This window comes from Nocardia sp. NPDC050697 (assembly GCF_040654395.1).
Lineage (GTDB): Bacteria > Actinomycetota > Actinomycetes > Mycobacteriales > Mycobacteriaceae > Nocardia.
This window is the reverse complement of sequence record NZ_JBFAHY010000002.1, coordinates 1-16,170: the sequence shown is the minus strand read 5'-3', so window position 1 is coordinate 16,170 and position 16,170 is coordinate 1. Positions and strand designations below refer to the sequence as shown.

15 protein-coding genes, 1 tRNA gene, 1 other RNA gene and 1 pseudogene are annotated in these 16,170 nt (G+C 71.4%); 10 read left to right on the top strand and 8 right to left on the bottom strand.

Annotated elements, in window-relative coordinates; translation table 11 throughout:
- The first annotated feature begins 8 nt into the window (after positions 1-8).
- The gene (locus AB0H71_RS07655) at positions 9-1,916 is read left to right on the top strand and encodes an ABC transporter ATP-binding protein (protein ID WP_357018383.1); all 1,908 of its coding nucleotides are present in this window, start codon (positions 9-11) and stop codon (positions 1,914-1,916) included.
- A gap of 17 nt (positions 1,917-1,933) precedes the next feature.
- Complete coding sequence (gene tgt / locus AB0H71_RS07650) at positions 1,934-3,184, top strand: tRNA guanosine(34) transglycosylase Tgt (RefSeq protein WP_357016282.1); 1,251 nt, start codon at positions 1,934-1,936, stop codon at positions 3,182-3,184.
- 16 nt (positions 3,185-3,200) lie between these two features.
- On the opposite strand, the gene AB0H71_RS07645 is transcribed toward tgt, so the two are convergent.
- Complete coding sequence (locus tag AB0H71_RS07645) at positions 3,201-3,980, bottom strand: queuosine precursor transporter (RefSeq protein ID WP_357016280.1); 780 nt, start codon at positions 3,978-3,980, stop codon at positions 3,201-3,203.
- Positions 3,981-4,009: 29 nt separating this feature from the next.
- Between AB0H71_RS07645 and AB0H71_RS07640 the strand changes: the two genes are divergently transcribed.
- Entirely contained in the window at positions 4,010-4,564 is a 555-nt protein-coding gene (locus AB0H71_RS07640; protein ID WP_357016278.1) for a DUF4190 domain-containing protein, read from the top strand.
- Between the two features lie 66 nt (positions 4,565-4,630).
- Here AB0H71_RS07640 and AB0H71_RS07635 read toward each other — a convergent pair whose 3' ends face one another.
- The 3 genes from AB0H71_RS07635 to AB0H71_RS07625 are packed head-to-tail and all read right to left on the bottom strand — an operon-like array spanning position 4,631 to position 6,921.
- Positions 4,631-5,347 carry an RDD family protein gene (locus AB0H71_RS07635; RefSeq protein WP_357016275.1) on the bottom strand — a complete coding sequence of 239 codons (717 nt, stop codon included), beginning with the start codon at positions 5,345-5,347 and terminating at the stop codon, positions 4,631-4,633.
- A 45-nt stretch (positions 5,348-5,392) separates the two neighbouring features.
- Positions 5,393-6,442 carry a tRNA glutamyl-Q(34) synthetase GluQRS gene (gluQRS, locus tag AB0H71_RS07630; RefSeq protein ID WP_357016273.1) on the bottom strand — a complete coding sequence of 350 codons (1,050 nt, stop codon included), beginning with the start codon at positions 6,440-6,442 and terminating at the stop codon, positions 5,393-5,395.
- Complete coding sequence (locus AB0H71_RS07625) at positions 6,439-6,921, bottom strand: DUF309 domain-containing protein (protein ID WP_357016270.1); 483 nt, start codon at positions 6,919-6,921, stop codon at positions 6,439-6,441. The genes gluQRS and AB0H71_RS07625 overlap by 4 nt, the downstream gene beginning before the upstream one ends.
- Positions 6,922-7,333: 412 nt before the next feature.
- On the opposite strand from AB0H71_RS07625, the gene AB0H71_RS07620 reads away from it, so the two are divergent.
- Both AB0H71_RS07620 and AB0H71_RS07615 read left to right on the top strand, forming a co-directional pair.
- Positions 7,334-7,543 (top strand): DUF397 domain-containing protein, encoded by a 210-nt coding sequence (locus AB0H71_RS07620; RefSeq protein ID WP_357016267.1) that lies wholly within the window; start codon positions 7,334-7,336, stop codon positions 7,541-7,543.
- Positions 7,544-7,661: 118 nt separating this feature from the next.
- Positions 7,662-9,011 (top strand): hypothetical protein, encoded by a 1,350-nt coding sequence (locus tag AB0H71_RS07615; RefSeq protein WP_357016264.1) that lies wholly within the window; start codon positions 7,662-7,664, stop codon positions 9,009-9,011.
- Here the strand turns inward: AB0H71_RS07615 and AB0H71_RS07610 are convergent, their stop codons facing one another.
- The 3 genes from AB0H71_RS07610 to AB0H71_RS07600 form a co-directional block, all read right to left on the bottom strand.
- Positions 9,012-9,485 carry a GNAT family N-acetyltransferase gene (locus tag AB0H71_RS07610; protein WP_357016261.1) on the bottom strand — a complete coding sequence of 158 codons (474 nt, stop codon included), beginning with the start codon at positions 9,483-9,485 and terminating at the stop codon, positions 9,012-9,014.
- Positions 9,486-9,528: 43 nt separating this feature from the next.
- The gene (locus tag AB0H71_RS07605) at positions 9,529-9,840 is read right to left on the bottom strand and encodes a hypothetical protein (protein WP_357016258.1); all 312 of its coding nucleotides are present in this window, start codon (positions 9,838-9,840) and stop codon (positions 9,529-9,531) included.
- Positions 9,841-9,997: 157 nt separating this feature from the next.
- Positions 9,998-10,082: transfer RNA gene (locus AB0H71_RS07600), tRNA-Ser, on the bottom strand.
- An 83-nt stretch (positions 10,083-10,165) separates the two neighbouring features.
- Between AB0H71_RS07600 and ffs the strand changes: the two genes are divergently transcribed.
- An RNA gene (ffs, locus tag AB0H71_RS07595) (signal recognition particle sRNA small type) lies at positions 10,166-10,260 on the top strand.
- Positions 10,261-10,392: 132 nt separating this feature from the next.
- Positions 10,393-11,682, top strand: coding sequence for an aminotransferase class I/II-fold pyridoxal phosphate-dependent enzyme (locus AB0H71_RS07590; protein WP_357016255.1), 1,290 nt, complete (start codon positions 10,393-10,395; stop codon positions 11,680-11,682).
- 42 nt (positions 11,683-11,724) lie between these two features.
- On the opposite strand, the gene AB0H71_RS07585 is transcribed toward AB0H71_RS07590, so the two are convergent.
- Positions 11,725-12,537, bottom strand: coding sequence for a methyltransferase domain-containing protein (locus AB0H71_RS07585; protein WP_357016253.1), 813 nt, complete (start codon positions 12,535-12,537; stop codon positions 11,725-11,727).
- Positions 12,538-12,716: 179 nt separating this feature from the next.
- On the opposite strand from AB0H71_RS07585, the pseudogene AB0H71_RS07580 reads away from it, so the two are divergent.
- The 3 genes and pseudogenes from AB0H71_RS07580 to AB0H71_RS07570 form a co-directional block, all read left to right on the top strand.
- Positions 12,717-13,298: pseudogene (locus AB0H71_RS07580) on the top strand (HhH-GPD-type base excision DNA repair protein); the annotation flags it as partial.
- Positions 13,299-13,557: 259 nt separating this feature from the next.
- A complete protein-coding gene (locus AB0H71_RS07575) occupies positions 13,558-14,271 on the top strand; it encodes a hypothetical protein (RefSeq protein WP_357016250.1) in 714 nt (237 codons plus the stop codon).
- 466 nt (positions 14,272-14,737) lie between these two features.
- Positions 14,738-16,036: an ROK family protein gene (locus AB0H71_RS07570; protein WP_357016247.1), complete on the top strand. Its 1,299-nt coding sequence runs from the start codon at positions 14,738-14,740 to the stop codon at positions 16,034-16,036.
- Positions 16,037-16,170: the final 134 nt, after the last annotated feature.

Genomic DNA, 16,170 nt, shown 5'->3' with positions numbered 1-16,170 from the left:
CCAGGCCGATGGCGGTGCCGGGGGCGCCGGAGACCAAGGCGAAATCGTTCAAGCCGTCGCTGAAGCGGCTGCTCGGGCGGCTCGGGCCGCACCGCGTGCTGGTCGGCACCATCGTGACGCTGGTGATCGTCTCCGTGGTGCTGAACACCCTCGGCCCGTACATCCTGGGCCGGGCGACCAACCTGATCTTCGACGGCGTGGTCGGCAAGAACCTGCCCTTCCCGCCCGGCACCACGCGGGACGAGGCGATCGCGCAGGTGCGGGCGAGCGGCCAGGGCACCTTCGCCGACCTGCTCGGCGGGATGAACGCGGTGCCCGGCGTCGGCGTGGACTTCGACGCCGTCGGCCGCGTCCTGTTGCTGGTGCTCGCGCTCTACATCGGCGCGGCGATCTTCGGCTGGCTGCAGGCATTCCTGCTGAACCTGGTGATCAACCGGACCGTCAAGCAGCTCCGCGCCGACGTGGAGGACAAGATCCACCGGCTCCCGCTGCGCTACTTCGACTCGGCGCCGCGCGGCGACGTGCTGAGCCGGGTCACCAATGACGTCGACAATGTCTCGCAGAGCCTGCAGCAGACCATGAGCCAGCTGCTCACCTCGGTCTTCTCGGTGCTCGGCATCCTGGTCATGATGTTCTGGATCTCGCCGCTGCTCGCGGTGATCGCGCTGCTCACGGTGCCGGCCGCGGTCGCGGTGACGGCCCAGATTGCCAAGCGCTCCAAGCCGCACTTCGTGGACCAGTGGAAGTACACCGGCATGGTGAACGCCCAGGTCGAGGAGGCGTACACCGGCCACGAGATCGTCACCGCCTTCGGCCGGGTGGCCGAGGTGGGCGCGGAGTTCGACAAGCGCAACGAGCAGCTCTACCAGTCCAGCTTCAAGGCGCAGTTCATCTCCGGGCTGATCATGCCGGCGATCATGTTCCTCGGGAACATCAACTTCGTGCTGGTCGCGCTGGTGGGCGGGTTGCGGGTGGCGACAGGCAACCTGTCGCTCGGCGACGTGCAGGCCTTCATCCAGTACTCGCGGCAGTTCAGCCAGCCGCTCACGCAGATCGGCGCCATGGCGAACCTGCTGCAGTCCGGGGTCGCCTCGGCGGAGCGGATCTTCGAGATCCTGGACGCCGAGGAGCAGGGCAAGGACCCGGTGGATTTCGCCGAGCAGGGCGCGGGCAGGGGCCGCGTGGAGTTCGATCGGGTGTCGTTCGGGTACGACCCGGCGACGCCGGTGCTGGAGGAGCTCTCGCTGGTCGCCGAGCCGGGCCACGTGGTCGCCATCGTCGGCCCGACCGGCGCGGGCAAGACCACGCTGGTCAACCTGCTCATGCGGTTCTACGAGCTGGATTCCGGCGCCATCCGGATCGACGGCACCGACATCACCGCCATGAGCCGCGACGCGCTGCGCGACCGGATGGGCATGGTGCTCCAGGACACCTGGCTGTTCTTCGGCACCATCCGGGAGAACATCGCCTACGGCAACGAGCACGCCACCGAGGAGGAGATCCTCGCGGCCGCCCGCGCCGCCTACGTGGACCGCTTCGTGCACGCGCTGCCGGAGGGGTACGACACCGTCATCGACGAGGAGGGGTCGGGGGTGAGCGCGGGCGAGAAGCAGCTCATCACCATCGCGCGGGCCTTCCTCGCCAAGCCGTCGATCCTGATCCTGGACGAGGCGACCAGCTCGGTCGACACCCGCACCGAGCTGCTGGTGCAGCAGGCCACCGCGGCGCTGCGCCGGGACCGCACCAGCTTCGTGATCGCGCACCGGCTCTCCACCATCAGGGACGCCGACCTGATCGTGGTGATGGAGCAGGGCACCATCGTGGAGCAGGGCGCGCACCACGAGCTGCTGGAGCGCCGCGGCGCCTACTACCGGCTCTACAACGCCCAGTTCGCGGCGGCCACCGCGCAGGCGTGACCGGGGCGCCTGCGAGGATGGGCGGCGTGGCTGCCGACTTCTCGTTCCGCATCGACGCCCGGCTGCCGGGGCGGCACGGGCGCGCCGGGGTGATCTCGACCCCGCACGGTGCGATCGCCACCCCCGCCTTCGTCCCGGTCGGCACCAAGGCGACGGTCAAGGCGGTGCTGCCGGAGACCATGGCCGAGCTGGGGTCGCAGGCGCTGCTGGCCAATGCGTACCACCTCTACCTGCAACCCGGCCCCGACATCGTGGACGAGGCGGGCGGGCTCGGCGCCTTCATGAACTGGCCCGGCCCCACCTTCACCGACAGCGGCGGGTTCCAGGTGATGTCGCTGGGCGCCGGGTTCAAGAAGGTGCTCGCCATGGAGGCGGTCACCGTGCAGAGCGACGACGTGATCGCGCCGGGCAAGGAGCGGCTCGCCACCGTGGACGAGGAGGGCGTCACCTTCCGCTCGCACCTGGACGGCTCGGCGCACCGCTTCACCCCCGAGGTCTCCATCGGGATCCAGCACCAGCTCGGCGCCGACATCATGTTCGCCTTCGACGAGCTGACCACGCTGCTCAACACCCGGCGCTACCAGGAGGAGGCGCTGGCCCGCACGCACCGCTGGGCGCAGCGCTGCCTGGACGAGCACGAGAAGCTCACCGCGCAGCGCGCGCACCGGCCCTACCAGGCGCTCTTCGGCGTGATCCAGGGCGCGCAGTACGAGGACCTGCGGCGCAAGGCGTGCCGCGAGCTGGCCGCGCTGCGCGGCGCGGAGGGGTCGGGGTTCGACGGGTACGGCATCGGCGGCGCGCTGGAGAAGGCGAGGCTCGGCGCCATCGTCGGCTGGTGCTGCGACGAGCTGCCCGAGGAGCGGCCGCGGCACATGCTCGGGATCAGCGAGCCGGAGGATCTCTTCGCGGCGGTGGCGAACGGCGCCGACACCTTCGACTGCGTGAACCCGTCGCGGGTGGCGCGCAATGCCGCCGTCTACCACCCGGACGGCCGCTACAACATCAACACCAGCCGCTTCCGCCGCGACTTCACCCCCATCGACGACGAGTGCGACTGCTACACCTGCGCGCACTACACCAGGGCGTACCTGCACCACCTCTTCAAGGCCAAGGAGATGCTGGCCGCCACGCTCTGCACGGTGCACAACGAGCGTTTCACCGTGCGGCTGCTCGACCGGATCCGGGCGAGCATCGTCGACGGCAGCTTCGACGCCTTCCGCGCGGAGACGCTGGGCCGGTGGGGCACCGGGAGGGCGGCCACGAACTGAGCCGCCCTCGCGCGGCTCACTCCTCGACGGCGGGGCGCGAACGCGGCTCGTAGTCCTCGTGCTTCTTCAGCCAGGCGATCACCCGGTAGGTGATCGGCAGCACCAGCACCTCGCACAGCGTCTTCCAGAGGAAGCCGACCACCAGGTAGTTCACGAACTGCTGCCAGGTGTCGATGCCGATGGCACCGGCCGCGATGGCGCAGAAGAGCAGGGTGTCGGCGAACTCGCCGACCACGGTGGAGCCGATCAGCCGGGCCCACAGGAACCGCTCCTTGGTGCGCTCCTTGATCAGCACCAGCGTGACGGAGTTCAGCAGCTGCCCGACCAGGTACCCGGCCAGTCCGGCGAGCACCAGCCGCGGCGTGGTGCCGATGACGGTGCGGAACGCCTCCTGGTTCTCGTAGAACCCGGCGGCCGGCAGCCGGATGGCGATGGCGAAGCAGGCCACGGTGAGCAGCAGCGCGGTGAAGCCGTAGAGCACCGCGCGCCGGGTGGCGCGGAAGCCGTACACCTCGCTGAGCACGTCGCCGAGGATGTAGGCGAGCGGGAAGAGGAAGAAGGCGCCGTCGGTCGCGATCGGCAGGATCTGCACCGGTCCGAGCGTCAGCGACGAGCCGGCGAAGAACTCGACGCCCTTGGTGGCGCAGACGTTGGAGATGATCAGGGTGGTGGTGAAGAGCGCCACGATCGGGGTGTAGTAGCCCCGTGCCGCCTGGGCGAAAGCCGCGTGGGCGGGCACGGGGCGTCCAGACCCGTCGTGGTCGTCGAGCTTGGTGGAATCGGTCACGCGCCTCATCAAACCAGGTCGTGGAATACGCTGTAGCCATGACGAATCCCGGCGATTCCGACGAGTGGTGGAAGCAGTACGGCGGCCAGGGCGTGTCGCCGGATTCCGGCGCGCCGGGCTCGACGCCGCAGTACCCGACCCCCGACCAGCCCGGATACCCGTCGGCGCCGCAGCAACCCGAGCAGCAGTACGGCCAGCAGCAGCAGTACGGGCAGCCGCAGAGCCAGCCGCAGTACGGCCAGCCGTCGTACCCCAGCTACCCGCAGCAACCGGCCGCGCAGCCGTACGGCCAGCCGCAGCCGAACTACGGCAACCAGGGCTACGCGGGCGGTGCCTACCAGCCCTACGGCTACCAGCAGAACCAGGGCACCAACGGCCTCGCCATCGCCTCGCTGATCGTCTCGCTGGTCGGGCTCTGCACCTGCCTCGGCTCGATCGTCGGCATCGTGCTCGGCATCATGGCGCTGAACCAGATCAAGGAGCGCGGCGGCCAGGAGGGCCGCAATATGGCGCTGGCGGGCATCTGGATCGGCGCCGGCGGCATCGTGCTGACCATCGTGTACTTCGTGATCGTGCTCGTCGGGTCGGCCTGACCCGAGGAAACGCGCGAGGGGCGCCCCCCCCGCGGTGGGGGCGCCCCTCGTTCGTTCGGCTGTGGGCTACTGCCCGGTCTTGACGACCTGGGTGCCGCCGGCGAACTTGTCGTGCCAGCCCTGCCGGTTCGGGTCGTTCGAGATGGTGACCATGATGTAGATGATCAGGCCGAGCGAGATCAGGCCGCCGACGCAGGGGATCACGTTGGCGAGCATGAACAGGTTGCGCTTGACCGAGGTCTGCGGGTCGATCTTGGCGGCGCCGCCGGGGGCGAGCACCTTGAGGCCGAAGATCTTCTTGCCGAGCGTCGCGCCCTGCGAGGTCTCCAGCGCCACGAAGTAGGCGATGCCCGCGAGCGAGATCAGCAGCCCGGCGATGAACTGCCCGACGAAGTTGTCGTAGCCGATGAGCGCGGCGACGATGGCGACCGGGATGCCGACGATCAGGTTGTCGATGATCCGGGCCACGATGCGGATGCCGAGATCACCCGGCTGGCCGGGGCCGGTGTAACCCGGCTGCTGGCCGTACTGCTGGCCGGTCTGCGGGTACGGCTGCTGCTGCTGGCCGTACGGGTCCTGGCCGTACTGCGGCTGCTGCCCGTACTGGGGCTGCTGGCCGTACTGCGGCTGCTGCTGCTGACCGTACGGGTCCTGCCCGTACTGCGGCTGCTGCTGGCCGTACTGCTGGCCGCCGCCCTGCTGGGGGTATTGCTGGCCGCCGCCCTGCGGGTACTGCTGCCCGCCCTGCGGATACTGGTTGGGGTCGTACCCACCGCTCGTCATATGTATGTCCTCGTCCGTGATCAGTCGATCGGGTCGGGTGCTAACTTACGGACATTCCTTCGCTGGCGACAACCTATTCGGGTCCAGTGTCCAGGGATCGTGCGGCAACCGCGCGGGATCGAATCCGGCCAGCACAGCGGCCGGAGTGCGCCCGGTGAGCCCGAGCGAACCGGCCAGCACCGCGAAAACCCGCTCCGCCGAATCGCCGAGCGCACGGCGGTCGGCGAGCGTCACCGCCCCGTCCCGCTTGGCCAGCCGCTGCCCCGCCGGGTTGAGCACCAGCGGAACGTGGGCGTAGCGCGGCACCGGAAGCCCGAGCAGGGTGGCGAGATACGCCTGTCGCGGCGCGGAGGAGAGCAGGTCGTCGCCGCGCACCACCTGGTCGATTCCCTGTGCGCCGTCGTCGAGCACCACCGCGAGGTTGTAGGCGGGCACGCCGTCGCCGCGCAGCAGCACCACGTCGTCCACCACCCCGCGATAGCGGCCGTGCAGCTCGTCCACGATCTCGAAGTCGGTGACCTCGGCGCGCAGCCGGACCGCGGCGGGGCGCCCCGCGGCCAGGAACTCGGCGCGCTGGGCGGCGGTGAGCGCGCGGCAGGTGCCGGGGTAGGCGCCCTGCGGGGCGTGCGGCGCGGTCGCCGCCTGCTGGATCTCCCTGCGGGTGCAGAAGCATTCGTAGGTGCGCCCGGCGGCGGTGAGCCGCTCGACGGCGGCGCGGTACCGCGGCAGCCGCTCCGACTGCCGGACCACCGCGCCATCCCAGTCCAGGCCGATGGCGCGCAGATCCGCGAGCTGGCGCTCGGCGGCGCCGGCCCGCACCCGGTCCAGATCCTCCATCCGCAGCAGGAAGCGGCGGCCGGTGGAGCGGGCGAAGAGCCAGGCCAGGACGGCGGTGCGGAGGTTGCCGAGGTGCAGGTCGCCGGAGGGGCTGGGGGCGTAGCGCCCGGCGCCGGGGTCCGGTACGCCGGTCGGGTGCGCGGCGCCGGGTTCGGGTGTGCCGGTCGGGTGCGCGGCGCCGGGTTCGGGTGTGCCGGTCGGGTGCGCGGCGGCGGGCGTGCGAGTGGGCCGGGTCGGGCCGGGTTTCGGCTTGCTCATCGGCCGCGGAGGGCGGGGCGCAGTTCGCCGGGGGCGATCTCGGCGTCCGGCTCCAACCGGGCCACCAGCGCGCGGGCGTACTCGATCAACCGAGGCCGGTCGACACCGTGGTCACCGCCGGGTTCGGGCTCGTACCGCTCCAGCCGCTCGGCGGCGCGCAGCAGCAGCGTGCGCGCGCCCTTGGCATTGCCGCGCTGGATGTGCGTCAGCCCCACCGCGAGCTGGGCCAGCCCCTGCCAGAGCTGCCGCTCGGCGAAGGGGCCGTTCTTCCAGGCCGCCTCGAGCACCTCGTGCGCGTTGAAGGCGAGGCCGTCGTCGAGCAGCTCCTGCGCGTAGCCGAGGGTGCGGTCCGGCGGGAGCTCCAGGTCGTCCGGGATCCGCGGCACCCCGACGCTGCCCGGCGGCAGCGGCCGCCCGAAGCTGTCCCTCGGCCTGGCGCTGCGTGCCCTGCCCTCGGCATCTCGTTCGCGGTCGTGCATCCGTCCATCATCCACGGGGCGCCGTGTTGCCCGGTTCGGCCACCCGACGGGATTAAAAATGAACGATCACGAACAAATCACGCCGGGTTCGAATGTAGACTTCAAGTGTTGCTGGGGAATGGTCCGAGGTGCCCGGCAATGGTCGCGCAACATCCCGAACTCCACCGCTCGGCGCAGGAACGGAGTCGAATAGGTAAGCAGTGAGCAATTTTTCGGCGGACCTGCTACTGTCTAGCACGGGGCCGGCCCCGATCGAGGTGGTTCTCACCTAGGCGAACAGTGCGCTCGCGACGCACTGGGGATGTTCTACACCATCAACTAATTGACGTACCTGGGTTTTCGCCTGCGCGAAGCCCGGTGCCGTGAACGAACTCTGAATTGTCGTTCTCGACGCAGCAAAGGAGCTAGTGCCGTGGAGGTTGATACAACCGGCGCTGTGTGGCGGAAGAGTAGTTACAGTGGGCCCGACGGGAACTGTGTGGAAGTCGCATTCCTGGTCGACGGAAACGTAGCGGTCCGGGACAGCAAGGCCGATGGGCGCGGCCCGGTACTGGCCTTCGCCCGGGGCGAATGGAACACGTTCCTACTTGGGCTATCCGGTGCGGAATTCCGCCGCAGCTGATCCGGAAGGATTCGCGAGCGGAATGGTTGGCCCCGAGCCGGCGGGCTCGGGGCCTTCGCGCGTCCGGCGCCGATAGCCCGCGCTGGCACTCCGTACCGGCACCGGTAGCCTCTTCGCGATGGAATCGCTGGCGGCGCAGGACGCGACGATGTACTGGCTCTCGGCGCGCGGCCCCACCGATCTCTTCCTGCTCTACTGTTTCGCCGATACCGGACGCCCCGGCGCGGAACTGCGCGAATTCATCGCCCGCCGCAGCGCGCGCATCCCGGAACTGTCGGTTCGCCTGCGCCGGACCCCCGGCGACCTGAACCAGCCCTTCTGGACGCCCTCACAATTCCATTCAGAACAATTCCGGCAACATGAGATTCCCGATTCCGATTGGCACGGGGTGTCGCGGGCGCTCGGGGTGCTGCTCGGTAGCCGGGTCGAGGCCGCGGAGTTTCCGTGGCGGCTGCACGTCTTCCGTGGGGTACGGGGTGTCCCTGGAACGGGTGTCACCGATGCGCCTGCGCTCGTCGCGGTGCTGCAGGTGTCGCACGCGCTGGCCGACGGGCGGGCCGCGGCGGGGCTCGCACGGGCGCTCTTCGGGCCGGGGGAGCCGGTTTCCGGTGCACGTGCCGATGTGCGTGCGGGAGGGATGCTGCGCGCAGTCGCCGGGGCGGCGCTCTTCCCCTGGCGGATGGGGGCGACGGTGCTGCGCGGGGTCGCTGCGGCGCGGGCGGCCCGCGAGCTGGCGGCGCGCACCGAGGCCGGGGAGATCCCGCCGCCGGGGCCCGGGTTCGCGCCGGGGCCGCTGAACCCCGCCGCGCTGCCCGCCGGACACGTCGCGCGGGTGCTGGTGCTGCCCGCCGAGCGGCTGCGCGCGCCGGACCGCACCGTCACCGCGCTGGCGCTGACCGTCGTCTCGGTGGCGCTCGCGCGGTACCTCGCCGAGCGCGGGCAGCCGGTGCGGCGGCTCGGCGCGCAGGTGCCGGTGGCGATACCGGCGGGGGCGGGCGGGCGGAACAACTACCGGAGCGTCGGCGTCGAGCTGCACATCGGGGTGCCGGAGCTGCGGGAGCGTTCGGGGCTGATCGCCGCCGAGCTGGCCGCGCGGCGCACCCGCGCGGCGCACCCGCTGCTCCGGGCGCAGGACCGGGTGACCGCGGTGCTGCCCGCCGCGGTGCTGCGCCGGGATCTGGAGCGGTACCCGGTGGCCGCGGTGCCGGACGAGATCGCCGGGCACACCGTGGTCTCCAGCGTGCACCGGGGGCCGGCGGATCTCGCCTTCGGCGGGGGAGCGGTGTATTGGAGCGGCGGTTTTCCCGCGCTCGGCAGCGTCATGCACGTGACGCACGGCGTCACCGGCCTCGGCGAGACCGTGGCGCTCTCGGTGCACGCCGACCCCGCGGTGCTGCCCGACCCGGACCGGTACCTGGAGCTGCTTGCCGCCGCGGTGAACGAAGTCGGCGCCGCGCACCGGGGTTGATCAGCGCAGTTGCCAGGTGCCGTGGACGTCGGCGCCGTCGATCCGGACCCGCGCGCCGGCCATGAGCCCGCGGGCGGCGGCGTTCTCCGGGGTGGTCGTCGCGATCATGCGGTGCGCCCCGGCGCGCACCGCCTCGGCGCGCAGCAGCGCGACCACGGCGCGGCCGACGCCCCGGCCGCGCGCGTCGCGGCTCAGCCAGATGCCGGTCTCGAGTTCACCCGCGCCGGTCGGCTGCAACCGGGCCGCGCCGACCACCGCCGCCCGCAGCAGGACGACGAAGGTCCGCTCCACCGGCTCGGCAGCGAGCCCGCGCGCCCGGTGGAAGGCGAGGAAGGCGGCGCGCCGCTCCGCCGTCCACCCGCCCGGCCCCGGCACCGGCGCCATGACCTCGAGCGGGTCGGCGCCGGCGATCGCGGCCGCGAGCAGCGCGGGAAGGTTCTCCTCGGTCAGCGGGCGCAGCGCGATATCCGGCACGCGGGCCAGCGTGGCCGACCCGGCGCCGGTGCCGCAAGCGAATTCACCAGACGTTCGGCACGCACGGGTTCGGCAGGCTGGAGCCAGCGGCCAGATCGCAGACCCCGCTGGTGAAGATCTTGAACGGGGTGGTGACCAGCAGCACCAGGACGCCGATCACATTGCCCTGCTGCACGAGGTACTGCCCGGTGCGCAGCGCGTCGCCCGCGTGGTCCGCCCCCGACGAGCCGGTGCTGTAGCTCTCGGCGACCGGCGCCGGGGCCGGCTCGAGCGGCTGGGCCAGCGCGCCGGAGGCGGTGGCGACCAGGGCGGCCGCCGCGACCGAGGCGGCGGTGAGACGAAGGCTTGTACGCATCGATGCGCTCCTCTGCTGGAAGAATTGCCATTAACTTATCAGGTTGAGAGCGCAGTGGAAGCCCGAATCGAACGGGAATTCGTGGTCACTTAGGTGACCGGGCGGTGACACGGAAAAGGCCCCGGCCGGGAACCGATGTTCCCGGCCGGGGCCGCTGCGGAGGATAGGGGATTTGAACCCCTGAGGGCGTTAACCCAACCCGCGTTCCAGGCGAGCGCCATAGGCCACTAGGCGAATCCTCCGTGCAGCAGCATAGCGAACCGGGCGCCGACGACCCAAACCGCCCCGAATTGGGCCGCGGCGGGCAGAGGCCGCTACACTGGCCGACGGATCCCGCGCGGCGCGCATCCTGTGAACTCCCCCAGGGCCGGAAGGCAGCAAGGGTCAACGGGCTCTGCCGGGTGCGCGGGGTCCCCTACAACCTCTCCCGGGGTGGCGTCATGGCCCCCCAATCTCCACTTCCCGGCCGTGCCAACGGCACCCCACTCGGCGCCGGTCTCGAGTAACCTGGGCGGCGCTCCCACCCCCACGCCGCTTGAAAGGCTGCTCAGGATGTCCCGGCAAACGCAGATCGGTTTGATGAGCCACGAGGAACTGGTGTCCGAGCACGAGACCCAGGCCGCGAACTACGCGAAGCTCCAGACCGAGAAGCTCACGCTGGACCTCACCCGCGGCAAGCCCGCGCCGGAGCAGCTCGACCTCTCCGCGCGGTTGCTCACGCTGCCCGGCGAGGGCGACTACCGGGACGGCTCCGGCACCGACTGCCGCAACTACGGCGGCCAGCACGGCCTGCCCGAGCTGCGCGCCATCTTCGGTGAGCTGCTCGGCATTCCGGTCGCGAACCTGATCGCGGGCAACAACGCGAGCCTGGAGATCATGCACGACGTGCTGGTCTTTGCCATGCTCCACGGCACCCCGGATTCCGAGCGGCGCTGGGCGGCCGAGCCGGTGGTGAAGTTCCTCTGTCCCAGCCCCGGTTACGACCGGCACTTCGCCATCACCGAGAGCCTCGGCGTCGAGATGATCCCGGTGCCGATCGGCCCGGACGGGCCGGACACCCACCGGATCGCCGAGCTGGTCGCGGCCGACCCGGCCGTCAAGGGGCTCTGGGCGGTGCCCAACTACTCCAACCCGAGCGGCGTGGTCTTCTCCGAAGAGGTTGCGCGCGAACTGGTCTCGATGCCGACGGCGGCGCCGGACTTCCGGCTGCTCTGGGACAACGCCTACGCGGTGCACCCGCTCACCGACACCGCGGCGCCGGTGCTCGACGTGCTCGGGCTGGCCGCGGCGGCGGGGAACCCGAACCGCCCGCTGGTCTTCGCCTCCACCTCCAAGATCACCTTCGCCGGGGCCGGGGTCAGCTTCTTCGGGGCGGCGGCGCCGAACCTGGAGTGGTACCTGAAGCACGCCGGGAAGAAGAGCATCGGCCCGGACAAGATCAATCAGCTGCGGCACCTGCGCTTCTTCGGCGACGCCGCTGGCGTGCGGGCGCACATGCAGAAGCACCGGGAGATCCTGGAGCCCAAGTTCGCGCTGGTGCTGCGCATCCTGGAGGACCGGCTCGGCGCCTCGAAGGTGGCGTCCTGGACCGAGCCGAAGGGCGGCTACTTCATCAGCCTCGACGTGCTGGAGGGCACCGCGGCCCGGGTGATCGCGCTGGCGAAGGAGGCCGGGATCGCGCTCACCGCAGCCGGTTCGGCCTTCCCGTACAAGAACGACCCGGAGGACCGGAACATCCGGATCGCCCCGAGCTTCCCCGGGCTGCCCGAGCTGGAGCAGGCCATGGAGGGGCTGGCCACCTGCGTGCTGCTGGCCGCCACCGAGAAGTACCTGGGCGAGTGAGCCGCGGCGGGCGGCGGAGCGCCTCCGCCGCCCGCGCGCCCGCTACCCGGCTTCCGGCTTGTGCGCGAGCACCGCGAACATCGTCACCGAGAGGTGGATGTCGCCGGTCTCCGCGCCGCGGGCGAGCTCGGCGAGCAGCTCGCCGCGCTGCGCCTCGGTGATCCGGCCGCGGGCCACCGCCATGGCCGAGATCTTGGTGACCAGCGAGCCCGCCCCGGCCGCCCGCTCCTGCACCAGCGCGTGCGAGCCGATGTCGTCGATCTCCAGCCCCGCCTTGGTGAGCAGCCCGGGGAGCCGGCGCCCGGAGAGCGGGTTGGTGGTGCTGGCGAGCAGCGTCTCGATCACCTCGCGGGTGATGTCCCTGGCCCCGGGGTGCAGGATCGCGGTGCCCCAGTCCACGTCCATCACCACCGCGCGGCCGCCCGGCCGCAGCACCCGCTCGATCTCCCTCGCCGCGCGCAGCGGGGTGGTCAGGTGCTGGAAGACCCGCTCGCAGAGCACCGCGTCGAAGGAGTTGGCGCGGAACGGCACGCCGTAGGCGTCGCCGGGGTGGAACTCCGCGTGCGCGCCGAGTTCGGTGGCGCGGCGCTGCGCCGAGGCGAGCAGGTTCTGATCCGGCTCGACGCCGATAGCGGAGCCGGTGGGGCCGACCGCGTCGGCGAAGGCGAAGACCTCCGAGCCGGTGCCGGAGCCGATGTCGACCGCGCGCTCGCCCGGCGCCAGCGCGAGCGCCTCCTGCGCCCAGGTGCGCAGCCGGTGGATGCCGGGTAGCGCGGCTTGCAGGTCGCGGACGTCGACCAGCTGGTCGTGCCCTTCGCGGTCGAATCGATCCGGTCGCAACCCGTCGGTATTCATGGTGTGCTTTCCGTCCGTCTGTGGCGCCGTCGGCTGTGGCAGGGGCGTCGTCTGAGGCATGGGGCGAGCCTACGTGGGGCGTGATGATCGCGCGCGGCCGGTTTGTGAGGTGGGTCACCCGCGATTCGCCGGTGCGCGGAGTGCGATGATGGGAGCGCCCGCCCGACCGAGGAGTACCGATGAGCCGCACGCTCTGCCTGGCCCAGGAGCCGGGGGCCGACGAACTGCTCGGTGCCGATCACTTCGCCACCCTGCTGGGCATGCTGCTGGATCAGCAGTACCCGATGGAGCACGCCTTCCGGGGGCCGAAGAAGATCGCCGACCGCATGGGCGGGTTCGACATCCACCGCATCGCCGAGGCCGATCCGGCCGCGTTCGAGGAGCTCTGCGCCACGCCGCCCGCCATTCACCGGTACGGCCGGTCCATGGCGCGGCGGGCCCAGGAGCTGGCCCGCTACCTCATCGAGCACTACGACGGGCGCCCCGAGCAGCTCTGGACCGCCGGTGACCCGGACGGCGCCGAGGTGCTGCGCCGGCTGCGCGAGCTGCCCGGATACGGGGAGCAGAAGGCGAAGATCTTCCTCGCGCTGCTCGGCAAGCAGCGCGGGGTGCGGCCCGCCGGGTGGCGGGAGGCGGCGGGGGCGTACGGCGACGAGGGGTCGCGGCGGTCGGTGGCGGATGTGACCGACGGGGAGTCGCTGGCGCAGGTGCGGGCGTTCAAGAAGGAGGCCAAGGCGGCGGCCAAGGATGCCGCCGAGGCGGCGCCGGTGAAGAAGGTCTCCGCGAAGACGCCGGTAAAGAAGGCCCCCGCTAAGAAGCCCGCCGCGACGAAGGCCACCGCGAAGAAGACTGCCGCGAAGAAGGCCGCGACGGGGCGGGCCGCCAAGCGGACCGCGGCCGAATAACCTGCCCGCGGCAAAAAGCCTGCCCTTTGGAATCGCCCTGCTTTTTTCCCTCGTCGTGTGACCCTCCCGTAACACATGCTTTCCGGCGAAAGCTCTACGAGATGAGGGAAGCTCCATGAGGATGAGGAAGCTGGCCGTGGTCGCGGCCCTGGTCACCGCGGTGACGGGCGTCGTATCCGGCACCGCGGGGGCAGCACCGCAGGCCCCCGCCGAGTCCGGCGGCGTCAATTTCACCGCGCACGCCACCGATACCCAGTCGATCATCGCGATCGACCAGGGCTCGCTGGTGGTCGAGGACAACGAGTTCCGTATCAAGGCGCCGGATGGCACCGTGGTGGCCGGCACCGCGCTGAATTTCCGGATCGACGAGTTCGAGTTCCCGATCGCCGCGAATATCGCCGGGAATTCCGCCACCCTGACGCCGCTGCTCGACCTGGCGCACGCGCAGTACAAGCCGGTCGCGCTGCCCTACGAGGACAAGGCGCCGTGGAAGAACGAGTACGACCGTGAGGTCGCGGCCTGGACCAGGCTGACCAGCACCATCAGCGCGGGCGCCACCATCGGCACCCTGGTCGGCGGCCTGGTCGGCGGCGCCGCGGGCTGCGTGCTCGGCGGTATCGCCGGCGCCACCGTCGCCTCGGCCACCATCGTCGGCCTCTTCGGCCCGTTCGTCCCGGCGGCGGTCATCGGCTGCTTCGGCGGCATCATCGCCATCGGCGCGCTCGGCACGCTTGCGGGTCAGTTGCTGGTCACCGCGCCGGTCGCCGTTCTCGCGGCCGTGCAGTACTTCCAGACGATCAACGCCCCGGCTCCCGCGCCCGCCAAGTAGGCAGCCGCCCGCCGCGCGCGGCCGGGCCGGAACTTCGGTCCGGCGCGGTCGCGCAACCCACCGCGAAGCCCCGCCCGGTGCCTCACCCACCGAGCGGGGCTTCGTGCTGTCCGGAGAACGTGCGCCATCCCACCCCGCTGACGAAAACTATTCTTACCAGGGGTGATTCGGCACCGGAATGAATCCGATCGGAAGGTATTACCCAGTTTTTCACCGCCGAAAGCTTGGTGCGCCCCACCCCCCGGTGTTACCGTCTAGTTATGCCTGCCAGCCGAACCGCCGCCCCGAAGGTCACGTACGTGACCTTCGCGCTCGGCCTCCGGCTGCCGCTGACCCGGGAACTGTGTTGTTCCCGCCGCCGCGGCTGAGCCTCCACCCCTGGCTCGTGCTGCCTCGTTGCCGCACCCCGTAGGTTATCCGTCCCGATCGGGACATTGCATAAGGAATTCCGATGTCGTCTTCCACGATGTCCACCCGTACCGCCGAACGAACTTCGCGGTCCGCGTCGACTGCCCGCACGCGTACCCAGCGCCCCGTCGTGACCCCCGAGCTCCGGGTCGCCGACAACCCCGCCGCCGCGGTGCTCCGCGCGGCGACCACCGGCCCGGTGTCCCGTGACGATGCGGCCAGGAGCACCGGCTCCAGCATCGCCACCGTGAACCGGCAGGTCTCCGCGCTACTGGCGGCCGGGCTGCTGCGCGAGCGGCCGGATCTCACCGCCGCGGGCGCCGTCGGCCGCCCCCGGGTCCCCTTCGAGGTGGACCACGAGAAGTACCTGACGCTCGGCATTCACATCGGCGCCGCGGCCACCAAGATCGTCGCCGCCGACCTGCGCGGCCGGATCCTCGGCGGCCTCGCCATCGCCACCCCGCAGACCGGGCAGCAGTTCGCGGTGAACACCGTGGCCCGCAGCGCCCGCGCCTTCCTGCAGCGCTGGCACCGGCGCAAACCGCTCTGGGCCGGCGTCGCCATCGGCGGCCGGGTCGATCCGCTGACCGGCGTGGTCGACCACCCCAAGCTGGACTGGCACGGCGCCGCCGTCGGCTCGGTGCTCGGCGAGGTGCTGGAGCTCCCGGTCTCGGTGGCGCCGCACGTCGAGGCCATGGCCGCCTCCGAACTGCTGCTCCCCGTTCCGGATTCGGCCCGCGTCGGGGAGAAGCCGGGGCGCAAGTCCGCGAGCACCGCGCCGGGCACCGGTAGCAGCCTCTACTTCTACGTCCGCGAAACCGCGGGCATCGCCGTCACCCTGGACGGCCGGGTGCACACCCCGAGCAACGGCCCCGGCTCCATCGCGCACCTGCCCACCGGCTCGGACGTGCGCTGCACCTGCGGCCGGACCGGCTGCCTGGAGGTCACCGTCGGTGATCGCTCGGTGCACGCGCGCGCCGTCGGGCGCGGGATCATCCCGGCGCACAACGGAACCGGCGGCACCACCATCGCCGACCTGTACCGGGCCGCCGAGGCGGGGTCGGAGCCGGCCCGCGAGCTGCTCGCCGAGCGCGCGACCATCCTCGGCCACACCGTCGCCCTGGTCCGCGACATGCTGAACCCCGACCGGGTGGTCCTCGGCGGCCAGGCCTTCACCGCCTACCGGCCCGCCGTGACGCACGTGGCCAAGGCCTTCCAGCAGGGCAGCCAGCTGCCGCCCACCGACATCCGGATCAGCGGATTCGGCGGCAAGGTGCAGGAATTCGCCGCGGTGGTGACCTCGCTGAGCGTGCTCTACGCCGATCCGCTCGGCGCCGTCCGCCGGCTCTCGGCCTGAGGCGCGCGGCACCCGCTCAGCGGGGGGCGCCGCCCCAGAGCCCCGCCCGCGCGGGGTTGTAGTTAGGGGAGTGGGCGGCGGATCCCCCCCCGTCGCCATCCCCGGAGAAGCCCCCGCAACACTATATCCCGGGG

Excerpts from the sequence above, each read along its gene's own strand:
- AB0H71_RS07655 (WP_357018383.1), top strand. The coding sequence starts at position 9 with ATGGCGGTGCCGGGGGCGCCGGAGACCAAGGCGAAATCGTTCAAGCCG.
- AB0H71_RS07615 (WP_357016264.1), top strand. The coding sequence starts at position 7,662 with ATGGAATCGCTGGCGGCGCAGGACGCGACGATGTACTGGCTCTCGGCG.
- tgt (WP_357016282.1), top strand. The coding sequence starts at position 1,934 with ATGGGCGGCGTGGCTGCCGACTTCTCGTTCCGCATCGACGCCCGGCTG.
- AB0H71_RS07635 (WP_357016275.1), bottom strand. The coding sequence starts at position 5,347 with ATGACGAGCGGTGGGTACGACCCCAACCAGTATCCGCAGGGCGGGCAG.
- AB0H71_RS07645 (WP_357016280.1), bottom strand. The coding sequence starts at position 3,980 with ATGAGGCGCGTGACCGATTCCACCAAGCTCGACGACCACGACGGGTCT.
- gluQRS (WP_357016273.1), bottom strand. The coding sequence starts at position 6,442 with ATGAGCAAGCCGAAACCCGGCCCGACCCGGCCCACTCGCACGCCCGCC.
- AB0H71_RS07575 (WP_357016250.1), top strand. The coding sequence starts at position 13,558 with ATGAGGATGAGGAAGCTGGCCGTGGTCGCGGCCCTGGTCACCGCGGTG.
- AB0H71_RS07605 (WP_357016258.1), bottom strand. The coding sequence starts at position 9,840 with ATGCGTACAAGCCTTCGTCTCACCGCCGCCTCGGTCGCGGCGGCCGCC.
- AB0H71_RS07590 (WP_357016255.1), top strand. The coding sequence starts at position 10,393 with ATGTCCCGGCAAACGCAGATCGGTTTGATGAGCCACGAGGAACTGGTG.
- AB0H71_RS07570 (WP_357016247.1), top strand. The coding sequence starts at position 14,738 with ATGTCCACCCGTACCGCCGAACGAACTTCGCGGTCCGCGTCGACTGCC.
- AB0H71_RS07625 (WP_357016270.1), bottom strand. The coding sequence starts at position 6,921 with ATGCACGACCGCGAACGAGATGCCGAGGGCAGGGCACGCAGCGCCAGG.
- AB0H71_RS07640 (WP_357016278.1), top strand. The coding sequence starts at position 4,010 with ATGACGAATCCCGGCGATTCCGACGAGTGGTGGAAGCAGTACGGCGGC.
- AB0H71_RS07585 (WP_357016253.1), bottom strand. The coding sequence starts at position 12,537 with ATGAATACCGACGGGTTGCGACCGGATCGATTCGACCGCGAAGGGCAC.